The organism is Streptomyces sp. NPDC003691 (assembly GCF_053981115.1).
The window spans coordinates 54,359-80,447 of record NZ_JBSFNQ010000033.1 but is presented as its reverse complement, the minus strand read 5'-3'; the positions used below and the strand labels follow the sequence as shown (position 1 = coordinate 80,447).

The following is a 26,089-nucleotide window of genomic DNA, read 5'->3' as shown; positions in this document are numbered from 1 at the left end:
CCGCGCCGGGCGCCCCGAGGACACCTGGGGGGACCGGCACCGGCTCGCGCCGTGGCAGGCCCTGCCCGGCGGGGAGCACGATGCCCCGCCCGAGGCCCGCATCGCGTCCCGGACGAAGGCCGCCGTCCCCTCCCCGTACTTGTCGTAGTTGTCGCCGAAGCGACGGTCCGAGGCGAACATCTCCCCCAGCCCGATGAAGTGGGACTTCGAGGGCGCCGTCATCAGCGACTGCCAGGCGTACATCCGCCGGGTGACCGCCTGGACGGCCTCGTCCCCGGGCCCGGCGCCCTCCCTCAGGGCCCGGGCGTAGTCCCGGGCGATCGTCTCGTGGTCCAGCAGATGCGCCCGGCGCTCCTCCTCGCCGAGCTGCTGCCACCGCCGGTTGCTGTCGCGCCAGGCGTCCCCGCCCCAGCGCTCCGTGACCTCCTGCTCGTACCGGCTGTTGTCGAAGCCGTCGAGTACGTCTTCCGGCATCAGTTCCTCCCCTTCCTCGGTCTTGCGGAGAGTCGTCCGTACGGACGCGATCCGGCGGGCGAGCCGGTCCCGCTCCAGCTCCAGCAGCTCCAGATGGGCCCGGAGCGCCGCGGCCGTGTCCCGCTGGCCCGCCAGCACATCGGCGATGGCCGGCAGCCCGAGCCCCAGCTCGCGCAGGAGCAGGATGCGCTGGAGCCGCACCAGCTGCTCCGGCCCGTAGTAGCGGTAGCCGTTGGCCCCGACCCGCAGGGGTGCCAGCAGCCCGATGTCCGCGTAGTGCCGCAGGGTGCGGCTGGTCGTCCCGGCGCGCCGGGAGACCTCTTGGATCGACCACTCCATGAACCGAACGGTAGGAGTTGACGTTACGTAAAGGTCAACCCGGCTATCAGGGGGCAAGCCGGGCGGCGCGGGACCGCAGATAGCGGGCCTCGGGTGCGCTGAGGGTGGCCCCGGCCGCCCGTTCGTACGCCTCCCGGGCCGCGGCCGTCTCCCCCGCCTCCTCCAGCAGATGCGCCCGGACCGCGTCGAGCCGGTGGTGCCCGGCGAGCCCGTCCGCCAGCTCCGCCACCGCCGCGAGACCGGCCCCGGGCCCGTGCACCCGGGCCACCGCGACCGCCCGCCCCAGCCGGGCCATCGGCTCGGGGGCGCGGGCGACGAGGAGGTCGTAGAGCGCGAGGATCTGCGGCCAGTCGGTGTCCTCGCCGCGCGCCGCCTCGTCGTGGAGCGCGGCGACGGCGGCCTGGAGCTGGTAGACCCCGGGCGGTCCCTGGCCGAGGGCCGCTTCCACCAGGGCGGTGCCCTCGGCGATCGCCGTACGGTCCCAGAGCGTCCGGTCCTGCTCGTCCAGCGGGACCAGCTCACCGTCCGGGCCGCTGCGCGCGGGGGTCCGTGCCTCGGTGAGCAGCATCAGCGCCAGCAGCCCGGTGACGGCGCCCTCGCGGGGCAGCAGCAGATGGACCCGGCGGGTCAGCCGGATCGCTTCCCTCGCCAGGTCGGATCGGTGGAGGCGCTCCCCCGACGAGGCGGTGTAGCCCTCGTTGAAGATCAGGTAGAGCACTTCCAGTACGGCGGCGAGCCGCTGGTCCCGGTCCTCGGCCCCGGGCGGCACGAACGGCAGCCCCTTGATCCGCTGCTTGGCCCGGCTGACGCGCTGCGCCATGGTCGCCTCGGGCACCAGATGGGCCCGGGCGATCTCGGCGGTGGTCAGCCCACCGACGGCCCGCAGGGTCAGCGCGATCTGCGCGGCGGGCGTGAGATCGGGGTGGCAGCAGAGGAAGAGGAGGGTGAGGGTGTCGTCGTCGCTGGGGGCGCGGTCCTCCCCGGGCGGCGGTGCGGTGAAGGTGTCGCGCGGCGCGAGGTTCGCGGCGCTCTCCTCCCTGCGGCGCCGGGCCTCCTCGGCGCGCAGCAGGTCGGTCAGCCGCCGTGCGCCGACTTTGATCAGCCAGCCGCGCGGATTGGCGGGCACGCCCTCGCCGGGCCACTGCCGGGCCGCGGCGAGCAACGCTTCCTGGACGGAGTCCTCGGCGAGGTCGAAGTGCCCGTACCGGCGGACGAGCGCGCCGAGCACCTGCGGGGCGTGCAGGCGCAGCAGCCCGTCCACGGTGCCGGGCCCGGCACCGGTATCGGCACCGGCACCGGACCGGGCAGTGGAGCCGGCATCGGCAGCGGGCGCGGCAGGGGCGGCGGCATCGTTGCCGGTATCGGTGGTGTCGGTATCGGTATCGGCGTGCGTACGGCTACGGCTCATGCCGCTGTACGTATCACGCCCCTCGGGCGAGTCGCCGGGCCCAGCCGGGGAGCCGGGATGCCGGGGCCGGGATGCCGGGGCCGGGGCGGGCCACCGAGGTGAGCCCGCGGGGCCGGGGGCGGGGCGGGCCCGAGGAGCCGGGGCGTCGGGTCCGGTGGCCCGGGACATCCGGTCCGGAAGGCCGGGCCCGTACCCTTACCCGGCCGTCCGCACCTGCCGGGTCCGCGGGCGGGGAAGTACCGCACGGCACCGGCAGGTGCGCGGGCCGGGTCCCTCCCGGTCGCCGCGGAACGGTCCCGGCAGGAAGCGGGCAGGTGACCGGCCGCCTGCCGGAACCGGCACCGGTGGCACCGGTAACCCCACACCGGCCGCGCCCGCTAGCGCGGGTCAGGCGCCCGCCGGGGCCTCGGCGATGGGGTGGATCACGACCGGCAGGGGCGCGGTGCCCTCCGGCTCGGGGCAGGCGACGACCCGGGCCGCGATCTCGGTCGCCCGCTCCAGGCTCGCGACGTCCACCAGCCAGTAGCCCGCGAGCACCTCCTTGGTCTCGCCGTACGGCCCGTCCGTGATCACCGGCTTGCCGTCGGGGCCCGCCAGAACACTGCGCGCCTGTCCGGGCTCGGCGAGCCCGTTGCCGTCCACCAGCTCGCCCGACTCGGCGAGGTCGTCGGCGATGGCGCCCATGTGCGCGAACATCGCGGCGAGCTGCTCCTCGCTCCACGCCGGGTTGCCCGGCGATGCCTTGCCCGCCATCGCGTCGTAGGAAGCCTGGTTGCCCTGGATCAGAATCATGTACTTCATGGTCTCCACATCCCTCTGTCGGTGACGCCGTTCCTCGGGCGGTTGTCCCGCCTCTGCCCTTCCCGGGCAACTTTCACAGGGGACGTCGGAGCCGGAGCGGGGTTCTCGACAGCGGCGGCGGAAATTCCCGGAAGTTTTTTCCGGAGGAATCCTCCGGACGCACCGGAGGTCCCCGGAGAACTCCTCCGGGGACCTCCGCGCGGGCCGGAACGCCGCAGGCCGGGGCCGGGAACGCGCCCGGCCCCGCCGCCGCTACTGGATGGCGCCCGCGACCTGGGCGACCGGGTCGAGGATCGGGGCCAGGTGGTTCGGGATCTCCATCAGCTGGTTGAGCTGGTTCAGGTCCTTGATGCCGCCGTTGATGGCGTCCACCCCGTCGGTGAGGGACATCGCGCCCTGCGGCGCCTGCGCACCGGTGTGGTGTCCGTTGGCGGAGGCGCCGGTCACGGAGAGGGCGGAGGCACCGGCGGCGAGGGCGACGGCGGCGAGGATGCGCTGGGTCTTGGTCATGCCGGGACAACGCGCCCACGGCACGGCGGGTCACGCCCCGGACTTCCGGGGGCGCCCGGCGGCCGGTTCACAGAAACGTTTCCCCGGTGAACGGGCTCCGCCGTCCGGCCCAGCGGGCCGATTCATCGCACCGCGCGAGGGTGAACGACACGTACTCAGGTTGACGTGATCAAGCATCTGAAGCGCGCCGCAACGGCCGCCGCTCTCGCCCTGGTTCCGCTCGCCGTCACCACCCCCGCAGGTGCCGCCGCGGAGCCCGCCCCCGCGACCGCCCCCGCGACCGCCCCGGCAAGCACCCCGGCGGGCGCCCCGGCCCCCGGCGCCCGGGCCGCCGCGCCCGTCACCGTGCCGATCCTGCTCGCCGTCAACGATCTGACCGTCGCCGACGAGGACCGGACCGGCTACCAGCGGGACTCCTTCAAGCACTGGAACGGGGGCCTGAAGCCCGACGGCTGCAACACCCGTAACGAGGTGCTGATCTCGGAGGCCGTCATCGCCCCGACCGTGGGCGCGCGCTGCGCCCTGACCGGCGGCGAGTGGTGGTCGTACTACGACGACACCACCGTCACCTCCGCCGCCGCGCTCGACATCGACCATATGGTTCCGCTCGCCGAGGCCTGGGACTCGGGCGCGGACGACTGGACCGCCGCCCGCCGCGAGGCGTACGCCAACGACCAGGGCCAGGCCGCCTCCCTGGTCGCCGTCACCGCCAGGTCCAACCGCTCCAAGGCCGACCAGGACCCGGCACAGTGGCTGCCGCCCGCCTCCGACGCCATCTGCCGCTACACCTCGGAGTGGCTGGCCACCAAGCTCCGCTGGGGCCTGACCGTCGACACGACGGAACAGACCCGGCTCTACGAGCTGGCGGCGGACTGCACGGGTGACCATGTGACGTACGAACCGGCGCCGTAGGCACCGGGCGCGGGCCCGGCCGCCGACCGGTGACCGGGCCGCGCACCCGTACGCCCTCCACCGGACCCCGCCGGGCCGCACCCGCACCCCGCGGACCCCGCCGGACGTCCCGGCTCAGTCACCCCGCACGCTCTCGTCGGCGCCGCCCGTCGGTCAGCGCCGCGCCTCCGGCACCTCGGCCACGACCACGTACAGCGTCACCGAGGCCAGGAAGTGTCCGCCGGAGGTGAGTGCGGCGAGCAGGCTCCGCCCCTGTTCCCCGGTCAGATATCCGGCGGTGACGGCCCGTTCGGTGTTCCGCCGGAAGCCGAGGATCTCGTCGGCGGCGCCGACGTCCCGCCAGACGGACGTCACCGCGGTCGTGGCCGGTACGGCGAAGCCCGCCTCCTCCGCGAGCCGCGGAAGCTGCCGCCCGAGCACACCGTTGCGGACGATCCGGTCGGTGATGTGCCGGGTCCAGGCGCGGGCGATGTCCAGGTCCGGGTGGTCGATCGCCAGGGAGTCCCAGTCGGGTTCGGCCATCACCAGCCGCCCGCCGGGCCGCAGGACGCGCCGGACCTCGGCGAGGACGGCCGCCGGGTCGTCGACGTGCTGGAGGACCCGGTCGGTACGGGCCCGGTCGGCGGAGGCGTCCGGCAGCGGCAGCCGGTGGATGTCCCCGAGCCGTACGTCGACCGTGCCGAGCCCGGCGGTCCGCTCCCGCGCCAGCTCCACCATCTCGCGGCTCGCGTCGATCCCGATCACCGCGCCCCCGGGCCCGACGCACCCGGCGAGGGCGGCCAGATCCGTACCGGGCCCGCAGCCGAGGTCGAGGACGGTGTGCCCGGCTCCGGCCCGGAGTTCGTACCGGGACACGTGCTTGTACGTCCGGCCGGCACCGGTCGCGGCCACCCGGTCGAGATAGTGCACCTCGTCGGGGGCCACGGTCTCCAGGATCTGCCCGCTGACCCGCTCCATGGTCCGCGCCTCGCGCGCCAGCACCTCCCGGCCCCGGCCGGTGATCCGGTACGGCCGCTGGCGGCCCGCCGCCTCCAGAGCTTCCACCAGCCCCTTCTGCTCCAGTCTGGCGAGCGCCCCGTAGAGACTGCCCGCGCCGAGCCGGGCACCGGAGAGCTTCTCGACGGCGGAGTTGACGGCGTAGCCGTGCAGGGGCCCCTCGGTGAGCGCGGTCAGAACGAGGGTCTGGGCGTCATGGGTTCGCATGCCGCCGGATAGTACACATGACGTAGTACGCAGCGCGAGGCATTCTTCGGAGCGCGGTTCACGGTCCGTCGAGAGGGCGCCTCCCGGGAGACGGCAGCCGCATGATCAACCACGCAGGTTCCCGGAGTCCTGGGCACCCTGGGGGCGTCGGAGCTGACAGATCCTTCGCACCCCGTCGACGAGCAGGCCGGTTCCAGCGAGGACGGCGAAGATCGAATAAGGGGACGCAAGGACCTCGGACAGGGAAAGGCCGAGCAGTACCGCACCCGCGGCAACGGCTCCGTGGGATGTCCACTTGCTCATGATTTCTCCTACGGCACATGAGGGCACAAAAGGTGCATAGCACTGGCCGAATGCCTGCCACCAGAGGAAAGCCGGCGCAGGCAGTCTTCAAGAGGTGGAGCCGAAGGCGCAACCGAAGCACCTGGCCAGGTCGTCTCCTTCAGATCTCGCCGGGCTCGAAATAATCCCGGAATCCACCCCCCACCGCAGGATCGTTTCCCCGTCCAAATATCCATCCGATTCGGCACAGGGAAATCCCGAAAGCCCCCGAAACCCTTCACGACCTGCGGGTACGGGGTAGCGCAAGCGAATGCGCGACCGGCCCCAAACCGGCGCCCGGGGGCACCGTTCAATCGCTTCGAGCCAAAGTGCGCTGCCGCTCCGGGGTTGGCGTCCGGGCAGATCAACGGGAAATTCGTCGGGCGGGAAATATGCCCGCCGGGCCGGTTCGCGGGGCCCGGTCCAACGCGTACCGACACCTGTCCGACACGTACCCGATCCGTATTCACGGAGGTTCCATGTCTGCCTTGCGTGCCAGCACCACCGCCGTCGCCGGGGCCCTCGCCCTCGCCGCGACCTGCGCCGTCCTCGCCGTGCCCGCCCAGGCCGCGGCGCTCAGCCGGTTCGACAACGGCAGTTTCGAGTATCCGCTCGCCCCCGCGAACTCGTTCAGTACCCATACCGCCGGCCAGTCCCTCGGCCCGTGGCGGGTGACGGCCGGTTCGGTCGATCTGATCGACGACGGCTTCTGGCAGGCGGCGGAGGGGAACCAGTCCCTCGACCTCAACGGAGGTGCCGCGGGCACGATCGCCCAGACCTTCACCACCGCACCCGGGGTGACGTACTCCGTCAGCTACTCGCTGGCCGGCAATATCGACGGCGCGTCCCAGCCGATCGTGAAGACGGGCCGGGCCCTGATCGACGGCCAGGTCTTCCAGGACTTCTCCTTCGACATCACCGGCAAGACCCGGCCCAGCATGGGCTATGTGAACCGCCAGTTCACCTTTGTCGCCTCGGCCGCGGCGACGACGCTCGCCTTCACCAGCACCGTCGCGGGCGCGCACGGCCCGGTGCTGGACAACATCCAGGTCAAGGCGGCCTGCTGCGGCTGTTCGTCGGGCTGCTGAACGTCGCCGCCGGCCGGTCCGGGCCCCGCACGCACCGTGCGGGGCCCGGACCCGTTCACTCCGCCAGGCTGGTGGCCGGATCGCGGTCGGTGAGGCAGTACAGCCCGCCGGCCGGATCGCGCAGGACCGTCCAGTGCTCGGCCACCTCGACCACGGCCGCCCCCAGCCGCTCGTGCGCGGCGGTGGCGGCGGCCCGGTCCGCGGCCGAGAAGTCGAGATGGGCCCCGGCCGGGCGCGGTTCGTCCAGCCGCTGGAGCAGGATCCGCAGCGGCAGCCCCGCGGGCCCCTGTACGGCGCGGTACTCGGAGCGCGGCGCGTGCAGCAGCGGCCAGCCCGTGAGCGCGCTCCAGAAGGCGCTCTCCTTCTCGTACGCGTCCGGCGGGATGTCCACACAGACCTGGTCCAGCCGGATACCGGCGTACATGTCCGGCCGCCGCGACTCGCCCTGCCAGGGCACCGCGCAGAACGCCTGGCCCGCCGGGGATGCCAGCACCACGTAGTCGCCGTACTCGACGACGATATCGGCCCCCGCGGCGACGGCCCGCGCCGCGAACCCCGACACGTCGTCGACGGCGAAGTCGAGATGCGCCCCGCGCAGCCCGTCGTCCCGGGCACCCAGCCCCTGGACCTTCACATACGGGTCGGCGACGGCCGGATCCGGCAGCAGGGTCGCGAACTCCCCGTACTCACCTCTGCGCGGGGAGAGTCCGGTTCCGGTGACCGCGGTCCAGAACGCCGCGGCGGCCTCGAACCGCTCCCGCGGCCGGTCCACGAACACATACATCCAGCGGATCACGCCGTGCTCCCCTCACCCGATGCTTCCTCCGCCTCGCAGCCTAGGCATCCGGCCGGGGCCGCGCGGGGCCATCACGAGTTGCCCGTTTCCCCGGCGACCGGCCCCCTGCACTGCTAAACACACTGCTGTCCCCATCCGTTCGTTTCCTGCCGTCCCTGTCGAGTCGAGTCGAGTACGTCGTACGAGGAGCACCTGTGACCACCGTCCCCGCAACCTGGCAGGCCGAGCTGGCGAGCGCCTTCGAGATCCTGCTGGGCCGGCCGCTCGGCGACTTCCCCGGGGAGGACGAATACGCCCTCTACTACTGGGACGACCTGCAACAGCACGACATCCTCGACGGCCTGCTCGCCGGCACACCGGACCCGGAGTCGGTCGTCCGCGGCGAACTGCTCCCCGGGGAGCCCCTGGACGAGGACGACGCTCCGTTCAACCCGGCCGGAGGGCCCCTCGACCTCGGACGGTCGCTCTGGCTCTTCGACGAGGCCGCGTTCGACACCGAAGGAGGGTTCGGCGGGGCGCTCGGTACGGCACTGAGGGCGGTCTCGGTGACCGCCGGGGAATCGGAGCGGGCCGTGTCCGGCACGGACTTCGCCCGGGTCCTCGCCGCCCACGCCGAGGAGTTGGCGGAGGTCGACGGCGAAGAACTGACGGGCATGGTGCGGCTGCTGCTGCGGATCGGCACCGACGGCACCCTCTTCGACGCGATGCGCGCCGCCACCTGCACCACGGGCGGCCCCGACACCCTCGCGGCATTCGAGGAGGGCGTGGAGGTGGCCCCGGAGTGGGAGGAACGGCTGAGCCGTATCCCCGACCCCCGGCTCCGCGACCACCTCCGGATGCTCTCCCTCGGGGAAGAGGACGCCCGCTGCGACGGCGCGTACTTCCTGGGCCCCGGCACCACCCCCGTCGAATTCGAGCAGCTCGCCGCCCGTCCCGGCCATCACCCGGTGACGGGCTGGGAGTTCGGCGAGGGCCAGGCGTCGTGCGCCGTCTTCCGCCTGCCCGCGTCCGAGGCGCCCGGGAACGGCAGCGCATGACCGTCACCTATCTGCTGCTCGCCAGGCTCCCGGAGGGCGGCCTGCCCGCGTTCGAGGCCTACGAGAACGCCGTACTGCCGATGCTCGCCGCCCACGGTGGCCACCTGGAACGCCGCCTGCGCACCCCGGACGGCCGGGTCGAGGCCCATATCGTGAGCTTCCCCGCCGAGGAGGCCCTCACCGCCTTCCGCTCGGACCCCCGGCGCACCGCGGCGGCGCCGCTGCTGGAGGCGTCCGGGGCGGTGGTCGAGCTGCTGCCGGTGGGGGACGTGCCGCTGGTGTGACCGGGCGCGCGGACAGCGAGCGGGCCCGGCGAGGCAGCCGGGCCCGATTGTCGTCGAGGCGTACCGAGACACCGGACTCCCACCACTCACCGAATGCGAGGTGGAGCGGGTTCGTACGCTTCAAGAATGTGGTCGGGGCAGGTGATCCGCCCCGGCCGCACTTCGACGGGCGCGTTCGTGGCACGGCCGCAAACATCGCATGGGACGACGACAGGTTCGGGGGGCGGCGCGAGCAGCCCTTCGAGGGTCATCGGATCCCCATCCGTGCAGACCCTGCCCGAGACACACAAACGGCGGTCGGCCGGGCAGGGTAAAACCTGTACCGGGTGGTGGACAGCCACCGGGCGAGGGCGGCAGCAGTGTGGTTCCGCATACGTCGGATCAGCTCCTTCTCGTCAAGCGCATCGGTTGGGCCGGTGGACCGGGACGAGCGGTCGCCGAAGCGTCGTACGGGAACCCGGCCCGGGACCGGGTTTCCGCCTACGGGAGAGGCGCCCGCGACCGCTTCTCTCAGCGGGCGGCCACATCGCGCCGCCGCTGACGTGGGCACTCCGGATGCGCGTAGAGAGAAGGCCGTGCCCCGGAAGCGGAGAAGCCGAGCATCACCAGGTTCTCCTCCAACGGCTCCACGGGCCGGTCGCAGTACACGCAGAACTCCAGCCGGCCATCGGGTACTGACGGGCCGGTCACCTCTGGTCCTCGGAGTCGGAGCGGCCGTCCGGACAAGAAGGGTGTCCGCACCGGCACGGGGGCCAGGTCAGGGCAGAACGAATCGGGGTCGGCTCGGCGGGCCCGTCGCTCAGGACCACGCCCCAACTCTCCATGGCCTTCCGGCCGGGAAGCCGGGGGACCTCTGCCCGGTTTCGGTTCAGCTCCCTGCGATCCGGGAAGGGCCTGTTCCCTTTCTCCGGGCCGGACGGGGGCAACGGAACCGGATCGGCGGGGACCGGGGAGTCCGGGAAATCGGCGTTACCATCGCGCATAAGGCTGATCAGCTCCTGTACAAGCTGGTTGGTCCGGCCCCGGCGGGCGTCGCTACACGGCCGCCGGGGCGCTTCCGACAACCACCCCCGGGCGCAAAGCCGTTTCCCACTCGCCCTCACCCGCCGGATGGCCTGTAACCACCCAACTCCTTTACGTGACAATGCGTAAGGCGTCAGAGTGGAGCGACGGTTGAACTGGTTGAACGCCCTCGGGGGTCGGGATGACACAACGGTCACGCACACCGAACACAGCGCTCGGCGACCTCATGCGGACACAAGGACTCGGGAACGCGCAGCTCGCCCGCCGGGCCAACGCAGTGGGCCGGGAACTCGGCGTCGCCCTCAATTACGACAAGACCAGCGTGTCCCACTGGCTGGCCGGATCGGTCCCCAGATCACAGGCGCGACCCGCGATCACCGAGGCACTCTCGCGGTTGATCGGACGCACGGTGACGTGCGCAGAGGTCGGCTGGCCCGCGCCGCAGACCGACTCGGCCGGGGAAAGGGACATCGTGGCGGGAGTGATCCACTTGAGCCGAACGGACATGGACCCTTCCAGGCGCGGAGTGCTGCGGACCGGTATGTACGCGTCAGCACTCGCGGTACCGGCGTTCGCCGAGATCGCCGGGCGGGCCGAAGCCGCCAGAACCGGCCGAACCGTGCAAGTCGGGGCGAGTGACGCAGAGACCGTGCGCACGATGACGACCAGGATCGCCGACATCCTCGACCAGGTGGGGGCCGGGCACGCACGCCCTATGGCGGCGGCGTTCATCACCAACACCGTCGGCCCGTACCTGCGTGCTTCGGGCAGCGAGCGGGCACGGCGCGAGATGCGGTCGGCGGCGGCCGACCTCGTCTACCTCACGGGCTGGATGGCCATGTACGAGAACGAACAGGGCCTCGGGCAGCAGTACTACCTGAAAGCCCTGGAACTCGCGGGTGCCGCCGACGACCACGTCACCTACTGCCGCACCCTCCGGGGCATGAGTCTTCAGGCCAGCCATCTCGGATACGGGACCTCGGCCCTCCGCCTGGCGGATGCGGCCGCCGAGGCAGCCCCTTCCGCAGGCCCCCGTCTTCTCGCCTTCCTCCGGGGGCAGCAGGCGGCATCCGCGGCAATGACCGGCGACCGCCAGGCGGCCCGGACCCGTCTCCGCGAGACGGAGAGCGCACTCTCCCGGGCCGACGACCACCGGGACGCCGTCGGTGGCTACGACCAGGCCGCCTATTTCTTCCACGAGGCACATGTCCACTGGCACCTCGGCGACAAGGCCGCATCAATCGCCGCCCTGCGCCGCTCCAACGCGGCGCGTTCCCCCCTGGAACGACAGGGCCGACTCCACTGCCTCGGTGTGATGGCCGAACGTCAGCTCAAGATGCGACACGTCGAGGCAGCCTGCGCCACCTGGGCCGAGTTCCTGGGCGAGTACACGAAGATCTCGTCCGCCCGCGGTGACGAGCATCTGCGCACGCTGCGCCGCTCGCTGCCGGGTTATCGCACGGTGAGCGGCGTACGAGAGCTGGAAATGAGAGCGCGGAGCGTCGCGGAGCTGAAGGGAGTCTGACGGGCGCGTTCCCGATCGGGGCTGATCGGACCGTCGTGGCATCGCTATGGCGGAGCGGGAGTGCGCCTCTGCCGCCTTCCCAAGTCGCACGTGGCCGACGCCCCCGCTACTACGCCGCTCTGCCGAAACTGCACCACTTCAGCCGCCGACTGGGAGTCCCCGCGTGAGCGATCAGCCCGACCAGGAGATCAAGAAGCCCTTTCTGTACGTCGTGGTGTGCGCGGCCGGGATCGCCGGTGACGTCGGCAGGCTGATCACCGCGGCTCAGGAGGCGAACTGGGAGGTCGGCGTCGTCGCCACCCCGCAGGGTCTCGGTTTCCTCGACGCGCCCGCCGTCGAGGAGCAGACCGGCTACCCCATCCGCTCCGCCTGGCGCCTCCCGGGCGACCCACGCCCGCTGCCGCCCGCCGACGCCATCGCGGTCGCGCCGGCCACCTTCAACACGATCAACAAGTGGGCCACAGGAATCTCCGACACGCTGGCACTCGGCATCCTCTGCGAGGCGCACGGCTTCGGTATCCCCACCGCCGTCCTGCCGTACCTGAACTCCGCCCAGGCCGCCCACCCCGCGTACGACCAGAGCTTGGACAGGTTGCGCAGGATGGGCGTCCTGGTCGGTTCGTACGAGCCCCACCAGCCGAAGACCGGCGGCGGCGCGGACCGCTTCCGCTGGGAGGAAGCCTTGGAGCTGCTCACTCCCGAGGTGCCCCTGGCGGGATGATCAACCAGCAGCAGGAGAAGCCAGCCGCGTCGGGCCCGACCGGGAACGAGACCGGCGGGGTCTTCACCCGGGAGGACAGCACACGGCTCCGCCCCGGGACGGTCTCGGAGCATCCGCTCGTGCAGGGGCCCATCGACGACGAAGCGCCTCACCAGGCTGATGCCTGGTGAGGCGCTTCGTCGCAGGTCACGGGCTGATGCCCGCCCCCGCACTCGGTAGGCCGCGTGGGACTCGAACCCACAACCAACGGATTAAAAGTCCGCTGCTCTGCCAATTGAGCTAGCGGCCCTCGGCCGAACCACACCTGAGCATAGCCCGACCGTGAGCGGGAGCCGATCGGGTATCCCGTGGTAGCGGTGTGGCGTCGGCCAAAGCAGCCTCTTCCGGCCGACGCCGGGGGTGCGGGCGGCTCCCCCGGCGACGGCTGCGGAGGTCAGTGCAGGGAGGTGTAGCGCTGCCAGCCGGTGCCGACCTGGGTGCTTGCGCCCAGGGTGCCCGCTTCGGTGGCCAGGTTCTGCCAGAGGCGGCCCGCCGTGTCGCGCGAAAGCAGGTCGGCGCGGCCGTCACCGTTGAGGTCACCGGCGCCCGCGAACACCTTCCGCGTCAACGCCCAGTCCTTGTAGAGCAGGGTCTTCGCGCCCAGGGTGCCCTTGCCGGTGCCGTTGTAGCGCCACAGTTCGCCACCCGCGTCCCGGGCCAACAGGTCACCGTGACCGTCACCGGTCAGGTCGCCCGGGGCGATCAGGGTGAGGCCCTTGAAGGAGCCGCTGGGAGTCCCCGCGGAACGCAGCGTCCCGGTCGGGGTGACCGCGTAGACGAACAGCTTGCCGTCCGGCTTCCGGGCCAGCAGATCACCGTGACCGTCCCCGGTCAGATCACCCGCGGGCAGGATCGTGTCGAAAGCGGCGAAGCCGGTGCCGATCCGGACCCTGACGGACGTGGGGCCGGGCAGCCCGGCACACGTCCCCTCATGCCGCCACAGTTCGCCCTTGGTATTGCGGACCACCAGGTCGTCACAGCCCTGGTTGTTCATATCGCCCATGGGCAGGACGGCGGTGATGTCCTTCCAGCCCTTGGAGGTCCGCTGCACGGTGCCGCCCGTGGCGGTCTTCACCAGACCCTGGTGCGCGGTGAGGTCCGCGCCGAGGCGGGTGACCACCTCGGGAATACCGTCCGCGTTGTAGTCGCGCGGCACATCCGGGCCACCGGACACGGTGACCCACTCGCTGGATGCCTCCTGGCCTTCGATGGTCAGGGTCGCCCTGTACGTGCCGTTGCGCACGGCCCGGCCGTCCGCGTCCTTCGTATCCCACGCGGCCGTGAGCCGGGCGCCGGTCTGCTGTACGGAGCCCTGTGCCAGGGTCCGTACGACGGTGCCCGCCGCGTCCTTGATGGTGACGGACCAGGAGGTCGCCGGGCGGCTGAGCTGCCAGCGCCCATCCCATCTGCGGTAACTGGGTTCATAGTGTGTCCGGGAGGAGTCTCCCTCGGACTCGACGACCGTCAGCGGACTGCGCGGCACGTCCACCGTACGGACCCGGATCGCCTGCCCCGCGTCCACGTACGCGAGATGGCCGCCGAACTTGTCGACCGCCCACTTCGCGTTCGCGGGAAGGGTGGCAACGGGGGTCGTGGTGCCGGTGTGGAGGTTGGTGAGCTCCAGCTCGCCGCCGCTCTCACGGACCACGAAGCCGTCACCCAGCTTCGTCCTGCCGCCCGCCGCCACCGAGGTGTTCCTGGCCGCGGTCAGGTCGTACACACCCGCCTCGGTGGTACCGCACGCCCAGTACAGCCAGCGGCCCACGGCCTGAAGGTCGTTCGGCACACAGCCCGACCCCAGCTTCAGCTCCGGCTGCGACTTCTTGGACTTCAGGTCGTACGCAACCACACTCCCGGCCGCCTTGCCCGGCGTCCACAGCGTGCTGCCCCAGACAGAAGCGGCAGTCGTGGAGCGGGTGTGGGCGTCGACGCCGGAGCTCCAGGCCCGGACGTCCTTGATGTACTGCCGGTAGGGGGAGTCGCCGTCCGTCATGATGAGGTACCGGCCGCTGGCCTCGCTCAGTGACGGCGGTCTCCGCGAGGTATACGCGGATGCGTGGCTGCCCGGCTCGAGGACCTGGTACCCGCCCTGGCCGGAGAAGGCGCTGCGGCCGTCGCCGAGAGAGTGCAGTTCCCCGCTGATCGGGCTGAGCATCGTGGAAGGTGCCTGCCGCGCTCCGACGACCGGGGTACCGGCGTCGTCCGTACCGGAAATATCGTGGCTGTAGACGGCCCGCAGCGGGGCGCCGTCGGTGTGCACGACATAGCTGAGCCGGCCGCCGCCGATGGCGAGGCCCTCAATGTCCGCGACCGTCTTCGGTATCGCGCGTACGACGGTCACCTCCGGGGTGCCGTCGGCGGCCGGGGCGACCCGGCGTACGGCCCAGTCCTTCGGCCCGCTGCCACCGGTGAAGAGCACGCTCCCGTCCGGGGCCGGGGCGAGGGGGCCGGTCGCGTACCGCTGCAGTTCCCGCGGCTCGCCGGTGTTGCCGATGGGAACCGCGAGCAGTTTCGTCCCGGGGTGGGTCCGCGCCCGGGAGGAGGAGCCCTCACGGTTGGCCAGGATGGTGTCGCCGACGACCGCGAGTTTGGCGTAGTAGCCCTCGAAGTGCTCCGGTGCGGGAAGAGTGGTCACCACGGGAGCCGCGTCCGGTGTGCGTGTGTCGAAGGTGGTGACCTTCTGGGTGACATGGTCGTATGCGGTGATCACCTGGTGGCGGCCGAGCCGGTAGCCGCCCGGTCCGGCCTCGGGGAGCCGGGTGAGCCGCGCGGTGGTGAAGTCGAGGTGCCACTTCGCCGGGGTGCCGGACGAGATGCCGAAGACGGCGCCGAAGCCGGTCTGGACGGGCCCTGGGTACCCGAGGTACCTGCTGTTCGCCGGGACACCGGTGACCGGGATCTCCTCGGTGGTGCCGTCGGCGGCCCGCCGCAGGATGCTCATCGAGTCGATGTACTGCTCGGGCCCCCGCCGGTAGACGACGATCGCGTCATGGGTGAACATCTGCGCATAAAAAGCGCCTTCGGGCAGGCTGTGGAGGGTCCTCTCCCCCGTGGCATGGTCGGTGACGGCGACGGCCCAAGTGCCGTCCGGGGCCTTCGTCTGGACGGCGGACAGCCCGGAGTGTCCGAGCTGATTGCCGATGCTCCGGGTCGCGCCCGTCGCGAAATCGGTCCAGAAGCGGCTGTTGCTCCCCGGCAGTGAAGCCGAGTACCCGGTGCGGCCTGCCTCCTGCAGGATGATCTGGTCCGGCAGGACCGGATTCTGCGGCGGCAGTACGGCCTCACCGGCCGTGCCCGCCTGCGGAGTAGTGGCCGCGGTGGCGGCCGGTGCCACCGCCGTGACCAGGCCCGCGCCGAGAGCCACGGTGACAGCCGTAGCCACGGAGCGGCGGACGGCCGTACGGGACCGGCCGTTGTGGTGCTGCAAGGATTCCCCTCCCCTGGAACCGCCGCACCGGAGAACAACGGCACAGCGGATCCGTCCTGCATCAGTGAGCCCACGGGGTGAGGGAGGAGCGGACGTAATGCGGCCGCTGCCGGCGAATAACTCCCCTCCCGGGTGGCCGATATCGTAGCAACGAGATACGTGCCGTGAGCAGCTATTACGGCCGGAAAAGTGCGCTGGTACGAAACAGGACCCGCGCCCCTGTCCGGAGTGCGGGCCCTGTTTCAGCGGGTCAGTGCAGGGAGGTGTACCGCTGCCAGCCCGTACCCGCCTGGACCGCGGCGGACAGCGTGCCCTTACCCGTGCCCAGGTGCTGCCACAGACGGCCCGCGGTATCCCGGGAGACCAGGTCCGCGTTGCCGTCACTGTTGAGGTCACCGACGCCCGCGAACGCCTTGCTGGTGACCGCCCAGTCCTTCTGGACCAGGGTCTTCGCACCCAGGGTGCCCTTGCCGGTGCCGTTGTAGCGCCAGAGTTCACCACCCGCGTCACGCGCCAGCAGATCCGCACGGCGGTCGCCGGTCAGATCACCCGGAGCGATCAGCGTCAGGCCCTTGAACGAGCCGCTGAGGACCCCGGCCGAGCGCAGCGTCCCGGTCGCGGTGATCGCGTAGACGAACAGCTTCCCGTCCGGCTTCCGCGCCAGCAGATCGCCCCGGCCGTCACCGGTCAGATCACCCGCGGGCAGGATCGTGTCGAAAGCGGCGAAGCCGGTACCGATCCGGACCCTGGCGGACGTGGGACCGGGCAGCCCGGTCCGGCTGCCCGCGTGGCGCCACAGCTCGCCCGCCGTATTCCGGACCACGAGGTCGTCGTAGAGCTGGTGGTCCAGGGTCCCCATGGGCAGGACGGCGGTGATGTTCTTCCAGCCCTTGGAGACCCGCTGCACCGCACCGCCCGCGGCCGTCTTCACCAGACCCTGGTGCGAGACGAGGTCCGCACCGAGGCGGGTGACCACCTCGGGCACACCGTCGGCCGTGTAGTCCCGGGGCATGTCATGGCTGTCGTGCAGCGTGGTCCAGTTGGTGACCAGCGGCCGTCCGTCGACCGTCAGGGTGATGCCGTACTTGCCGTTGGGCACGGCCCGGCCCGCCGTGTTCTTCGCGTCCCAGACCGCGGTGAGCTGCGCGCCGCTCTGCGGTACGGAGCCCTGCGCCACGGCGCGTACGACGGAACCCACCGCGTTCTTCACCGTCACGGACCAGGAAGCGGCCGGGCGGCTGAGCTGCCAGCGCCCGTTCCAGACCCGGTCGTCGTGAACTTCGTGGGTCGAGACGTGGGTGTCGGTCCGGTACTCGGTGACGGCGAGCGGGCTGCGCGGCACATCCACCTGCCGGACCCGGATCGCCTGCTCGGCGTCCAGGTACGCAAGGTGGCCGCCGAACTTGTCGACCGCCCACTTGGCATCCGCCGGGATCGTGGCGACCGGAGCCGTAACCCCCGTGTGGAGGTTGGTGAGCTGAAGCGTGGTGCCGTCCTGGCGGACCACGAAGCCGTCGCCGAGCTTCGACTTCCCCCCGGCCGTCACCGGGATGTTCTTGCCCGTGGTGTGGTCGTAGACACCGGCCTCGGTGGTGCCGCAGGCCCAGTACAGCCAGCGGCCCACGGCCTGGAGGTCGTTCGGCACGCAGCCGGAGCCCAGCTTCACCTCGGGCTGCGACTTCTTGGACTTCAGGTCGTACGCGACCACACTCCCGGCCGCCTTGCCCGGCGTCCACAGGGTGGTGCCCCAGACCGAAGCGGCCGTGGTGTCGAGGTTCAGCGCCGCGCTGTCGGCTTCGTTCGGATATACGTCGCGGATGTGCTGCCGGTTTTCGCCGCCGGTGAGGACCAGATAGCGGCCGCCGGCCTCCCTCAGCGTGGCCGGGCGAGGCACATCGACCGAGGTGAGACGGCCGTCCGGGTTCGGTACATGAACTCCGGTGCTGGTGACGAAGGCGCTGCGGCCGTCACCGAGGGAGTGCAGTTCCCCGCCGATCGGGTTCCTGCTCTCGTATCCCTTGTCCCGGGGGCCGAAGACGGGAGTGCCGGAACCGGTGAGGTCATGGCTGTGGAGAGTCCGCCACTGCTCTCTCTCCGTCTGCGCGACATAGCTGAGCCTGCCGCCGCCGAGCGCGAGGCTGTCGACCGTCGCGGGCATCGCGGGGATCTGCCGCACCGTCGTCAGCCGGAGGCTGCCGTCCTCGGCCGCGGAGACCCGGCGTACCGCCCAGTCCTTGGGGCTACTGCCGCCCGTGACGAGCACACTGCCGTCGGGGGCCGTCGCCAGCCGGTCGACCGCGTACGGCAGCAGTTCGCGTGTCTCGCCGGTGTTCCCGATGGGGACCGCGTAGAGCTTCCCGCCGAGCACGGGGGGCTTGGTGTACAGGTCGATCGCACGGCTGACGAGGATCGTGTCACCGACGACGGCGACCGCCCCGGACCGCTCCTCGGGGCCGTACAGCGCGGGGATCACCGTCACCACGGGCGCCGCGTCCGGGTTGCGCAGGTCGAACGTGGTGACCGTGTTGCCGGCGAGATCGAAGTCAGTGATCACCTGGTGCAGGCCGGGCTGGTTCCCGACCCAGCGCCCGGGACGCTTGGTGAGCCGTGCGGTGGTGTAGTCGAGGTGCCAGTACTCGTTGGTGGACTTCCTGGCGTTGATGGTCGCCGCGTACTCGGTCTGTCCCAGCGGATGGGAGGACAGGGAGGTGCTGTTCTCCGGCACACCGGTGACCGGGGTCTCCGTGGTGGTGCCGTCGGCGGCCCGCCGCAGAATACTCAGCGATGTGACGACGCCTTCGGCGTTCTTCCGGTAGACGACGATCGCGCCACGGGTGTGCGCCTGACTGTAAAAGGCGCCCTGGGGCAGGGTGTAGACCGTCTTCCCGTCCGTGGCCAGGTCGGTGATGGTGACGGTCTGGGTGCCGTCCTCGCCCGTCGTCAGAAGGCTCCGCAGTCCGGAATGCCCCCAAGCGTTGTCGATGGGCCGGGTCTCGCCCGTCGCATAGTCGGTCCAGAGCCGCGTGCCGCTGCCCTCCACCTCGGCCGCGTAGCCGGTGGCCCCCGCTTCGTGGAGCTTGACGCGGCGGGGCGTCAGACGGTCCTGCAACGGCAGTACGGCCTCACCGGCGGTGTTCGCCTGCGGGGCCTGCGGAGTCGTGGCCGGTGCCACGGTGACGGCAGCGGCGGGAGCCACCGCCGTGACCAGGCCCGCCCCCAAGGCAACGGTGACAGCCACCGCTACCGGGCGGCGTATGGCCGTACGGGACCGGCCGTAGTGGTGCTGCAAGGATTCCCCTCCCCTGGAACCGCGGTACCGAGAAAGGCGGTACGGCGGATCCGTCCTGCATCAGTGAGCCCACGGGGTGAGGGAGGAGCGGACATGATGCGGCCGCTGCCGGCGATGAACTCCCGTCCCGGGTGGCCGACATCGTAGCAACGGGACACCTGCTATGAGCAGCCAATACGGGCGGGATGCCGAGGGAGCACGGGACAGGGCCCGCGCCCCTGATCGGGGTGCGGGCCCTGTCCTGGTGGTCGTAGGGAAGGGTCAGTGCAGGGAGGTGTACCGCTGCCAGCCCGTGCCGACCTGAGCGGGCGCGTTCAGCGTGCCCTTGCCGGTGCCGAGGTGCTGCCAGAGGCGGCCCGTCGTGTCCCGGGAGACCAGGTCCGCGTTGCCGTCACTGTTGAGGTCGCCGACGCCCGCGAACGCCTTGCTGGTGACCGCCCAGTCCTTCTGGACCAGGGTCTTCGCACCCAGGGTGCCCTTGCCGGTGCCGTTGTAGCGCCACAGCTCACCACCCGCGTCCCGCGCCAGCAGATCCGCACGGCGGTCGCCGGTCAGATCACCGGGGGCAATCAGGGTGAGGCCCTTGAAGGAGCCGCTGAGGACCCCCGCCGAGCGCAGCGTCCCGGTCGCGGTGATCGCGTAGACGAACAGCTTGCCGTCCGGCTTGCGGGCCAGCAGATCACCCCGGCCGTCACCGGTCAGATCACCCGCGGGCAGGATCGTGTCGAAGGCCGCGAAGCCTCCGCCGATCCGGACCCTGGCGGAGGTGGGACCGGGCAGCCCGGCGCACGCGCCCTCATGGCGCCACAGCTCGCCCGCCGTATTGCGGACCACGAGGTCGTCACAGCCCTGGTTGTTCATATCGCCCATGGGCAGGACGGCGGTGATGTTCTTCCAGCCCTTGGAGACCCGCTGCACGGTGCCGCCCGTGGCGGTCTTCACCAGACCCTGGTGGGCGGTGAGGTCGGCGCCGAGGCGGGTGACCACCTCGGGCACACCGTCGGCGTTGAAGTCGCGCGGAGCGTCGTGGCTGCCGGAGAGCGTGGTCCAGTTGCTGACCAGCGGGCGCCCGTCGACCGTCAGGGTGATGCCGTACTTGCCGTTGGGCAGGGTCCGGCCGGCCGTGTTCTTCCCGTCCCAGACGGCGCTGAGCTGCGCACCCGTCTGCGGTACGGAACCCTGCGCCAGAGTCCGTACGACGGAACCCGTCGCGTTCTTCACCGTCACGGACCAGGAGGTCGCCGGGCGGCTGAGCTGCCAGCGCCCGTTCCAGACCCGGTCCTGGGCGGAGGCCGCGAGGGTGAACGCGCTGTCGATCTCGGACTCGGCGACCGCGAGCGGGCTGCGCGGCACGTCCACCGTACGGACCCGGATGCCCTGCTCGGCATCCGTGTACGCGACATGGCCGCCGAACTTGTCGACCGCCCACTTCGCATTCGCGGGGACGGTGGCGAACGGGGCGGTGGTGCCGGTGTGGAGGTTGGTGAGCTGGAGTGTGGTGCCGTCCTGGCGGACGACGAAGCCGTCGCCGAGCCGGGCGTTGCCGCCGGAGATCACCAGGGAGCTGCGGCCCGTGGTCCGGTCATAGGCGCCGGCCGCCCGCTCCGATGTGCAGTCCCAGTACAGCCAGCGGTCCACAGCCTGGAGCTTGTCCGGTATGCAGCCGGGGTTCAGCCTCAGCTCCGCACCCGTCTTCTTGGTCTTCAGGTCGTACGGGACGACGCTGCCGACCGTCTTGCCGGGCGTCCACAGGGTGCTGCCCCAGACCGAAGCGGCCGTCTTGGTCCGCGACAGCACGACATTTTTGCCGTAGTGCATCCGCAGATCGCCGATGTGCTGCCGGCTGTCGCCGCCGGTGAGGACCACATAGCGACCGCTCGCCTCGTCCAGCGTCGCCGGCCAGGGCACATCGACCGAGCTGGAGCTACCGTCCGGGTTGGGCACCCGGAGCCCGGCCTCGCTCGTGAAGGCCGTGCGGCCGTCGCCGAGGGAGTGCAGCTCGCCCTTGACCGGGGTGGCACTCAGGGATCCCTTGTCCCGTGCGCCAATGACGGGGGTGCCGGAACCGGTGACGTCGTGGCTGTAGAGGGTCCGCCCCTGGCTTCCCTCCGGCTGCGCCACGTAGCTGAGCCTGCCACCGCCGAGCGCGAGGCCCTCGATGGTCGCGGGCGGCGAGGGGAGCCGGTGTGCGGTGGTCAGTTTGAGGGTGCCGTCCGCGTCCGCGGAGATCCGCCGCACGGCCCAGTCCCCGGAACCACTGCCGCCCGTGACGAGCACGCTGCCGTCGGGGGCCGGAACGAGCTGTTCGGTCGCGTAGCGCAGCAGTTCCCGCGGCTCGCCCGTGTTCCCGATGGGGACCGCGTACAGCTTCGCACCGGGCACCGTGCCGTGTGCGTGCGAGTTGATCCGGCGGCTGACGAGGAGCGTGTCGCCGATGGCGTAGATCCCGGCGAAGTTCTCTTCGGGGCCCTGTCGCTTGGGGATTTCGGTCACCACGGGTGCCGCGTCCGGGTTGCGCAGGTCAAAAGTGGTGATCTTGTTGGCGAAGAAGTCCCTGTCGGTGATCACCTGGTGCAGACCGGGCTGGTAGCTGCCTCCTCCGACGGAGCGGGGGAGCTTGGTCAGCCGGGCGGTGCTGTAGTCGAGGATCCAGTCCGTCGAGGCGTCGCCGTAGCGGCTCCAGATATTGAAAGTGGCCGCGAAGCCGGTCTGGTCGTTCGGAGTGGAGAACGGGAACCTGCTGTTCGCCGGGAAACCGGTGATCGGGGTCTCCGCGGTGGTGCCGTCGGCGGTCTGCCGCAGGATGCCCATCGACACGAGCGTGCCTTCGGCGTCGATCCGGAAGACGACGATCGCGCCATGGGTGTAAGCACCCGAGTAGTAGACGCCCGAGGGCAGCCGGTAGACGGTCTTGTCGCCCGTGGCCTGGTCGGTGACGGTGACGGTCTGGGTGCCGTCCGCGGCCTCCGTAAGGACGTCCCGGAGCCCGGAGTGCCCGGACTCGTTGTCGATGGGCCGGGTCGCGCCTGTCGCGAAGTCGGTCCAGACGCGTGTGCTGCTGCCCTCGACCTTGGCCCCGTAGCCGGTGGGGCCCGCGTCGTACACCATCACGCGATCGGGTACGACACGGTCCTGCGGCGGCAGTACGGCCTCACCCGCGGTGTTCGCCTGCGGAGTCGTGGCCGGTGCCGCGGGCGCGGCCGTCGCGGCCGGTGCGAGCGCCGTGACCAGGCCCGCGCCCAGCGCGACCGTGACGGCCGTCGCGACGGAGCGACGGATGGCCGTACGAGACCGGCCGTAGTGGTGCTGCAAGGAATCCCCTCCCCTGGAACCGCGGTACCGCAAAAGCGGCATGACGGATCCGTCCTGCATCGATAGACCCACGGACGACGGGAGGAGCGGACGCTGTCGGGCCGCTGCCGGTGAGTAACTCCCGTCCCGGGTGGCGCACATCGTAGCAACGGCATCGGTGGTTGGCGCACCTATTACCGGCGGGATATCGGCGGACTCATCGGGGCGGAAACGGGACAGGGCCCGCACCCCCTGTCCGGGGTGCGGGCCCTGTCGCCTGCTACGGGTGAAGCGGTGGCTTTCGGTCAGCCGTTGCGCTTCCAGCGCGGCTTGTCGTCGCGGCGGCCGAACGAGCCGGAGCCACTGCCGGTACCGGTGCCGCGGTGGTCGTCACGGCGGCCGTACGGACGGTCCGAGGAGCCGGAGCGGAAGCCGCCGGAGGGACGGTCGTCACGACGGTCGCGGTTGAACGGACGGTCGCTGCCGCGGTGACCGCTCGGACGGTCGTCACGGCGGAAGCCACCCGAGGGGCGGTCGTCACGACGGTCGCGGTCGAAGGACGGGCGGTCGTCGCGGCGGAAACCACCGGACGGGCGCTCGTCACGACGGTCGCGGTTGAACGGACGGTCGTCACGACGGTCATCGCGGCGGAAACCACCCGACGGGCGGTCGTCGCGACGGTCGTCACGACGGAAGCCGCCGGAGGGGCGGTCGTCGCGGCGGAAACCACCGGACGGGCGCTCGTCACGACGGTCGCGGTTGAACGGACGGTCGTCACGACGGTCATCGCGGCGGAAACCACCCGACGGGCGGTCGTCGCGACGGTCGTCACGACGGTCGCGGCGCTCGAAGTTGCCCCGCTCGTCCCGGCGCGAACCCTCGAAGGACCGCTCCTCGCGCTCCTTCTTCGCGGCGGCGGCAGCAGCCGCGGCCTCCGCCTCCAGCTCGGCCTCCACCGCGCCGGCCACCTCGGCCACCGCGGCCTCGGGGTCGTCGCCCCGCTCGCGCGCGGCCCGGGCGACCAGACGGTCGGCCTCGTCACGCAGTTCGACCGCGCGCCGCTGCACCCGCTCCAGCTGGCGGTTCAGCTCGGCGACCTCGCGCTCGGCCTGCTTGGCGGCGTTGTTCGCGGAGTCGGCCTGCACCTCGGTCAGCGACCGGGCGCCGGTGATCTCGGCGACCTCGGGGTCGAAGGCACCGGCGCCGCCCACGATGTGGCGGGAGGCGTCCACGCCCGCGTCCTCCATCAGCCGGAAGATCTGGCGGCGCTGGTGGGGCAGGGAGAGGGAGACGACCGTGCCGGACTTGCCCGCGCGGGCGGTACGGCCGGAGCGGTGCAGGTAGTCCTTGTGGTCACCGGCCGGGTCCACGTTCAGGACCAGGTCGATGCCGTCGACGTGGATACCGCGGGCGGCGACGTCGGTGGCGACGAGCACATTGACGTACCCGTCCTTGAAGTCGGCGAGGGTGCGCGTCCGCGCGCCCTGCGTCATACCGCCGTGCAGCGCGTCGGACTTCACACCGGACTCGCGCAGCTGCTCGGCGACGCGGTCGGCGCCGAGCTGGGTGCGGACGAAGATGATCGTCCGGCCCTTGCGGGCCGCGATGGCGGCGGTGACCGGGGCCTTGTCCTTCGGCTTCACGACGAGGACGTGGTGGGTCATGGTGGTGACATTGCCCTGGGCGCTGTCGACCTCGTGGCTGACCGGGTTGTTGAGGTAGCGCTTCACCAGGGTGGTGATCTCGTTCTCCATGGTGGCGGAGAAGAGCATCCGCTGGCCGCCGGCCGGGACCTGGTCGAGCAGCTCGGTCACCTCGGGCAGGAAGCCGAGGTCGGACATCTGGTCGGCCTCGTCGAGGATGGCGACCTGGACCTGCTCCAGGGAGCAGGCACCGCGGTTGATGATGTCGCGGAGACGGCCCGGGGTGGCGACGAGGATGTCGACGCCGCGCTCCAGGGCGTAGATCTGGTTGCCCATGGACGTACCGCCGCAGACGACCTTCATCTTGAGGCCGAGGACGTCGCCGTACGGCTGAAGGGCGTCGGCGACCTGCATCGCCAGCTCGCGGGTCGGGGTCAGGATGACACCGCGGGGCTTCTTCTTCTCCGTGCGGCCCTCGGAGAGGGTGGCCAGCAGGGGGAGACCGAAGGAGAGCGTCTTGCCGGAGCCGGTCCGGCCGCGGCCGAGGATGTCCTTGCCGGCCAGGGCGTCCGGGATGGTCGCCGCCTGGATCGGGAAGGGGGTCGTCACACCGTTCTGGGCGAGCTTGCGCACGACGCCCTCGGGCAGACCGAGGTCCGCGAAGGTGATGCCGGGCTCGGCGTCGTCTTCGGCGGAGTCGATCTCGACGTCGGCGTCGGCGTCGGCGTCGGCGTCAACGGTGTCGTCGATGTCGGCGGCGGTGATGTCGGCGGCGACGGTCTCGGCGGACTCGGTGGTCTCGACGACCTCGACGGACTCGTCCTCGGACACGGCGATCTGATCAGAAGCAAAAGTGGACATGCGAAATGCGAAACCTTCCGGAGTCTCGGCACGCGCCCAAACTCCGTGTTTTCACAAACGACCGCCTCGATGCGGTCAGCCACGGCTCAGGGGGATACGCGCCACACGGCGCGCTCTTATCGGCGCCGGGCAATGGGATCAAACGATCTACCACCATACGCACCCTCCCCCGCCCAAGGCAAACCGCGACGGCGTGACCCCCGTTACACAGCGGCGACCACCGGTGACCGGTCGCTCACTCCTGCGTCACATGCCTCCCGCCGGCCCCTTCCGCCCCGGGGCCGACTCGGGGCTGCCCCGGGCCGGGCTCAGGCCGGGCCCGGCTGGGGTGACGCCTCCGGCCGTCCTCGCATCCCCCGGCCGTCCGCGTCCACCAGTTTCATCGCCCCCGCGTGCACCTCCGGCGCCGACGAGGCCGACGGCGGATCGGTCGGCTGCGGCGGCTCCGAGACCGGCGGGTCCGTGGGCTCCTCCACGGGCGGGTCCACCGGCGGATCCACCGGCTCCTCGGCCGACGGGGTGGGCCGCGGCGCGGTCGGCTTCGGCGCTCCCGGCTGCGGCTGCGGCCGCTCGGCCCCCGGGCCGGGCCGGGGGCCCTCGGGCGCGGCCGAGGCGCTGGCGCTCGGCTTCAGCTCGGGCCGGCCGTCCTTGCGGGCCGCCTCGCCGGGCTTCCCGGAGTCCCGGTGGCGGCCGGTGCCGTCCGGGTGCCGTCCGCCGGGGTGCTCGTAGCCGCCGTCCGGGTCCGCGACGGTGCCGCGACGGTCGGGCGAGCCGCTGGGCGCGGGCTTGGCCCGTTCGTCGTCACCGACGCTCATGCACCCGGCCGATGCGGCGAGCGCGAGCGAGACGGCGAAGGCGGCGGCCACACGGCCGGGGACGGACGACTGGCGCACGGGGGCACCTCCGGAGCAGGGCGGGAACAGGGGCGCGCGGTATGCGCCCGGGCGCTCGGGGGCGCTCGGACACGGGCCGCGCACCGCGCGCGGGGCTCGTTCCCGTACGCGGGTCTCCCTGCCCAACTCCCGTCGGCCCGCCGGGGACACGCACCAGGATCTGACGAGGACACGACTGCGGCCCGGCTTCCGCGCCCCGTGCGC

19 protein-coding genes, 1 tRNA gene and 1 pseudogene are annotated in these 26,089 nt (G+C 71.7%); 7 read left to right on the top strand and 14 right to left on the bottom strand.

Features of this window, described 5'->3' with window-relative positions:
- Positions 1 to 99 precede the first annotated feature (99 nt).
- The 4 genes and pseudogenes from ACWDR0_RS17785 to ACWDR0_RS17770 form a co-directional block, all read right to left on the bottom strand.
- Positions 100 to 813, bottom strand: a pseudogene (locus ACWDR0_RS17785) (MerR family transcriptional regulator); the annotation flags it as partial.
- Positions 814 to 859: 46 nt separating this feature from the next.
- Complete coding sequence (locus tag ACWDR0_RS17780) at positions 860 to 2,221, bottom strand: RNA polymerase sigma factor (RefSeq protein WP_456352613.1); 1,362 nt, start codon at positions 2,219 to 2,221, stop codon at positions 860 to 862.
- 387 nt (positions 2,222 to 2,608) lie between these two features.
- Entirely contained in the window at positions 2,609 to 3,022 is a 414-nt protein-coding gene (locus ACWDR0_RS17775) for a YciI family protein (RefSeq protein WP_456352612.1), read from the bottom strand.
- Positions 3,023 to 3,274: 252 nt separating this feature from the next.
- Positions 3,275 to 3,532: a hypothetical protein gene (locus tag ACWDR0_RS17770; RefSeq protein ID WP_456352611.1), complete on the bottom strand. Its 258-nt coding sequence runs from the start codon at positions 3,530 to 3,532 to the stop codon at positions 3,275 to 3,277.
- A gap of 165 nt (positions 3,533 to 3,697) precedes the next feature.
- Here ACWDR0_RS17770 and ACWDR0_RS17765 point away from each other — a divergent pair, with 165 nt between their 5' ends.
- Entirely contained in the window at positions 3,698 to 4,444 is a 747-nt protein-coding gene (locus ACWDR0_RS17765) for an HNH endonuclease family protein (RefSeq protein ID WP_456352610.1), read from the top strand.
- Positions 4,445 to 4,597: 153 nt separating this feature from the next.
- On the opposite strand, the gene ACWDR0_RS17760 is transcribed toward ACWDR0_RS17765, so the two are convergent.
- A complete protein-coding gene (locus tag ACWDR0_RS17760; RefSeq protein ID WP_456352609.1) occupies positions 4,598 to 5,647 on the bottom strand; it encodes a methyltransferase domain-containing protein in 1,050 nt (349 codons plus the stop codon).
- A gap of 105 nt (positions 5,648 to 5,752) precedes the next feature.
- Positions 5,753 to 5,950: a hypothetical protein gene (locus ACWDR0_RS17755; RefSeq protein ID WP_456352608.1), complete on the bottom strand. Its 198-nt coding sequence runs from the start codon at positions 5,948 to 5,950 to the stop codon at positions 5,753 to 5,755.
- Between the two features lie 497 nt (positions 5,951 to 6,447).
- Here ACWDR0_RS17755 and ACWDR0_RS17750 point away from each other — a divergent pair, with 497 nt between their 5' ends.
- The gene (locus ACWDR0_RS17750; RefSeq protein WP_456352607.1) at positions 6,448 to 7,056 is read left to right on the top strand and encodes a choice-of-anchor C family protein; all 609 of its coding nucleotides are present in this window, start codon (positions 6,448 to 6,450) and stop codon (positions 7,054 to 7,056) included.
- Between the two features lie 55 nt (positions 7,057 to 7,111).
- On the opposite strand, the gene ACWDR0_RS17745 is transcribed toward ACWDR0_RS17750, so the two are convergent.
- Positions 7,112 to 7,852: a VOC family protein gene (locus ACWDR0_RS17745; RefSeq protein WP_456352606.1), complete on the bottom strand. Its 741-nt coding sequence runs from the start codon at positions 7,850 to 7,852 to the stop codon at positions 7,112 to 7,114.
- Positions 7,853 to 8,046: 194 nt separating this feature from the next.
- Between ACWDR0_RS17745 and ACWDR0_RS17740 the strand changes: the two genes are divergently transcribed.
- Positions 8,047 to 8,889: a hypothetical protein gene (locus tag ACWDR0_RS17740; RefSeq protein WP_456352605.1), complete on the top strand. Its 843-nt coding sequence runs from the start codon at positions 8,047 to 8,049 to the stop codon at positions 8,887 to 8,889.
- Entirely contained in the window at positions 8,886 to 9,173 is a 288-nt protein-coding gene (locus tag ACWDR0_RS17735; RefSeq protein ID WP_456352604.1) for a hypothetical protein, read from the top strand. The genes ACWDR0_RS17740 and ACWDR0_RS17735 overlap by 4 nt, the downstream gene beginning before the upstream one ends.
- A gap of 510 nt (positions 9,174 to 9,683) precedes the next feature.
- On the opposite strand, the gene ACWDR0_RS17730 is transcribed toward ACWDR0_RS17735, so the two are convergent.
- Positions 9,684 to 9,863 carry a hypothetical protein gene (locus tag ACWDR0_RS17730; protein ID WP_456352603.1) on the bottom strand — a complete coding sequence of 60 codons (180 nt, stop codon included), beginning with the start codon at positions 9,861 to 9,863 and terminating at the stop codon, positions 9,684 to 9,686.
- Positions 9,864 to 10,377: 514 nt separating this feature from the next.
- On the opposite strand from ACWDR0_RS17730, the gene ACWDR0_RS17725 reads away from it, so the two are divergent.
- The 3 genes from ACWDR0_RS17725 to ACWDR0_RS17715 all read left to right on the top strand — a co-directional run bounded on the left by ACWDR0_RS17725 (position 10,378) and on the right by ACWDR0_RS17715 (position 12,612).
- Positions 10,378 to 11,721, top strand: a complete 1,344-nt coding sequence (locus ACWDR0_RS17725) for a hypothetical protein (RefSeq protein ID WP_456352602.1) — start codon at positions 10,378 to 10,380, stop codon at positions 11,719 to 11,721.
- A 163-nt stretch (positions 11,722 to 11,884) separates the two neighbouring features.
- Positions 11,885 to 12,442, top strand: a complete 558-nt coding sequence (locus tag ACWDR0_RS17720) for a flavoprotein (RefSeq protein WP_456352601.1) — start codon at positions 11,885 to 11,887, stop codon at positions 12,440 to 12,442.
- Complete coding sequence (locus tag ACWDR0_RS17715; RefSeq protein WP_456352600.1) at positions 12,439 to 12,612, top strand: hypothetical protein; 174 nt, start codon at positions 12,439 to 12,441, stop codon at positions 12,610 to 12,612. Before ACWDR0_RS17720 ends, ACWDR0_RS17715 begins: the two co-directional genes overlap by 4 nt.
- A 46-nt stretch (positions 12,613 to 12,658) precedes the next feature.
- Here the strand turns inward: ACWDR0_RS17715 and ACWDR0_RS17710 are convergent.
- The 6 genes from ACWDR0_RS17710 to ACWDR0_RS17685 all read right to left on the bottom strand — a co-directional run bounded on the left by ACWDR0_RS17710 (position 12,659) and on the right by ACWDR0_RS17685 (position 25,885).
- A tRNA-Lys gene (locus tag ACWDR0_RS17710) sits at positions 12,659 to 12,731 on the bottom strand.
- 144 nt (positions 12,732 to 12,875) lie between these two features.
- A complete protein-coding gene (locus ACWDR0_RS17705; protein ID WP_456352599.1) occupies positions 12,876 to 15,908 on the bottom strand; it encodes an FG-GAP-like repeat-containing protein in 3,033 nt (1,010 codons plus the stop codon).
- 250 nt (positions 15,909 to 16,158) lie between these two features.
- Positions 16,159 to 19,197 (bottom strand): FG-GAP-like repeat-containing protein, encoded by a 3,039-nt coding sequence (locus ACWDR0_RS17700; RefSeq protein WP_456352598.1) that lies wholly within the window; start codon positions 19,195 to 19,197, stop codon positions 16,159 to 16,161.
- A gap of 261 nt (positions 19,198 to 19,458) precedes the next feature.
- Entirely contained in the window at positions 19,459 to 22,509 is a 3,051-nt protein-coding gene (locus ACWDR0_RS17695) for an FG-GAP-like repeat-containing protein (RefSeq protein ID WP_456352597.1), read from the bottom strand.
- A 284-nt stretch (positions 22,510 to 22,793) separates the two neighbouring features.
- Complete coding sequence (locus ACWDR0_RS17690) at positions 22,794 to 24,992, bottom strand: DEAD/DEAH box helicase (protein ID WP_456352596.1); 2,199 nt, start codon at positions 24,990 to 24,992, stop codon at positions 22,794 to 22,796.
- A 308-nt stretch (positions 24,993 to 25,300) separates the two neighbouring features.
- Positions 25,301 to 25,885, bottom strand: a complete 585-nt coding sequence (locus tag ACWDR0_RS17685; RefSeq protein WP_456352595.1) for a hypothetical protein — start codon at positions 25,883 to 25,885, stop codon at positions 25,301 to 25,303.
- Positions 25,886 to 26,089: the final 204 nt, after the last annotated feature.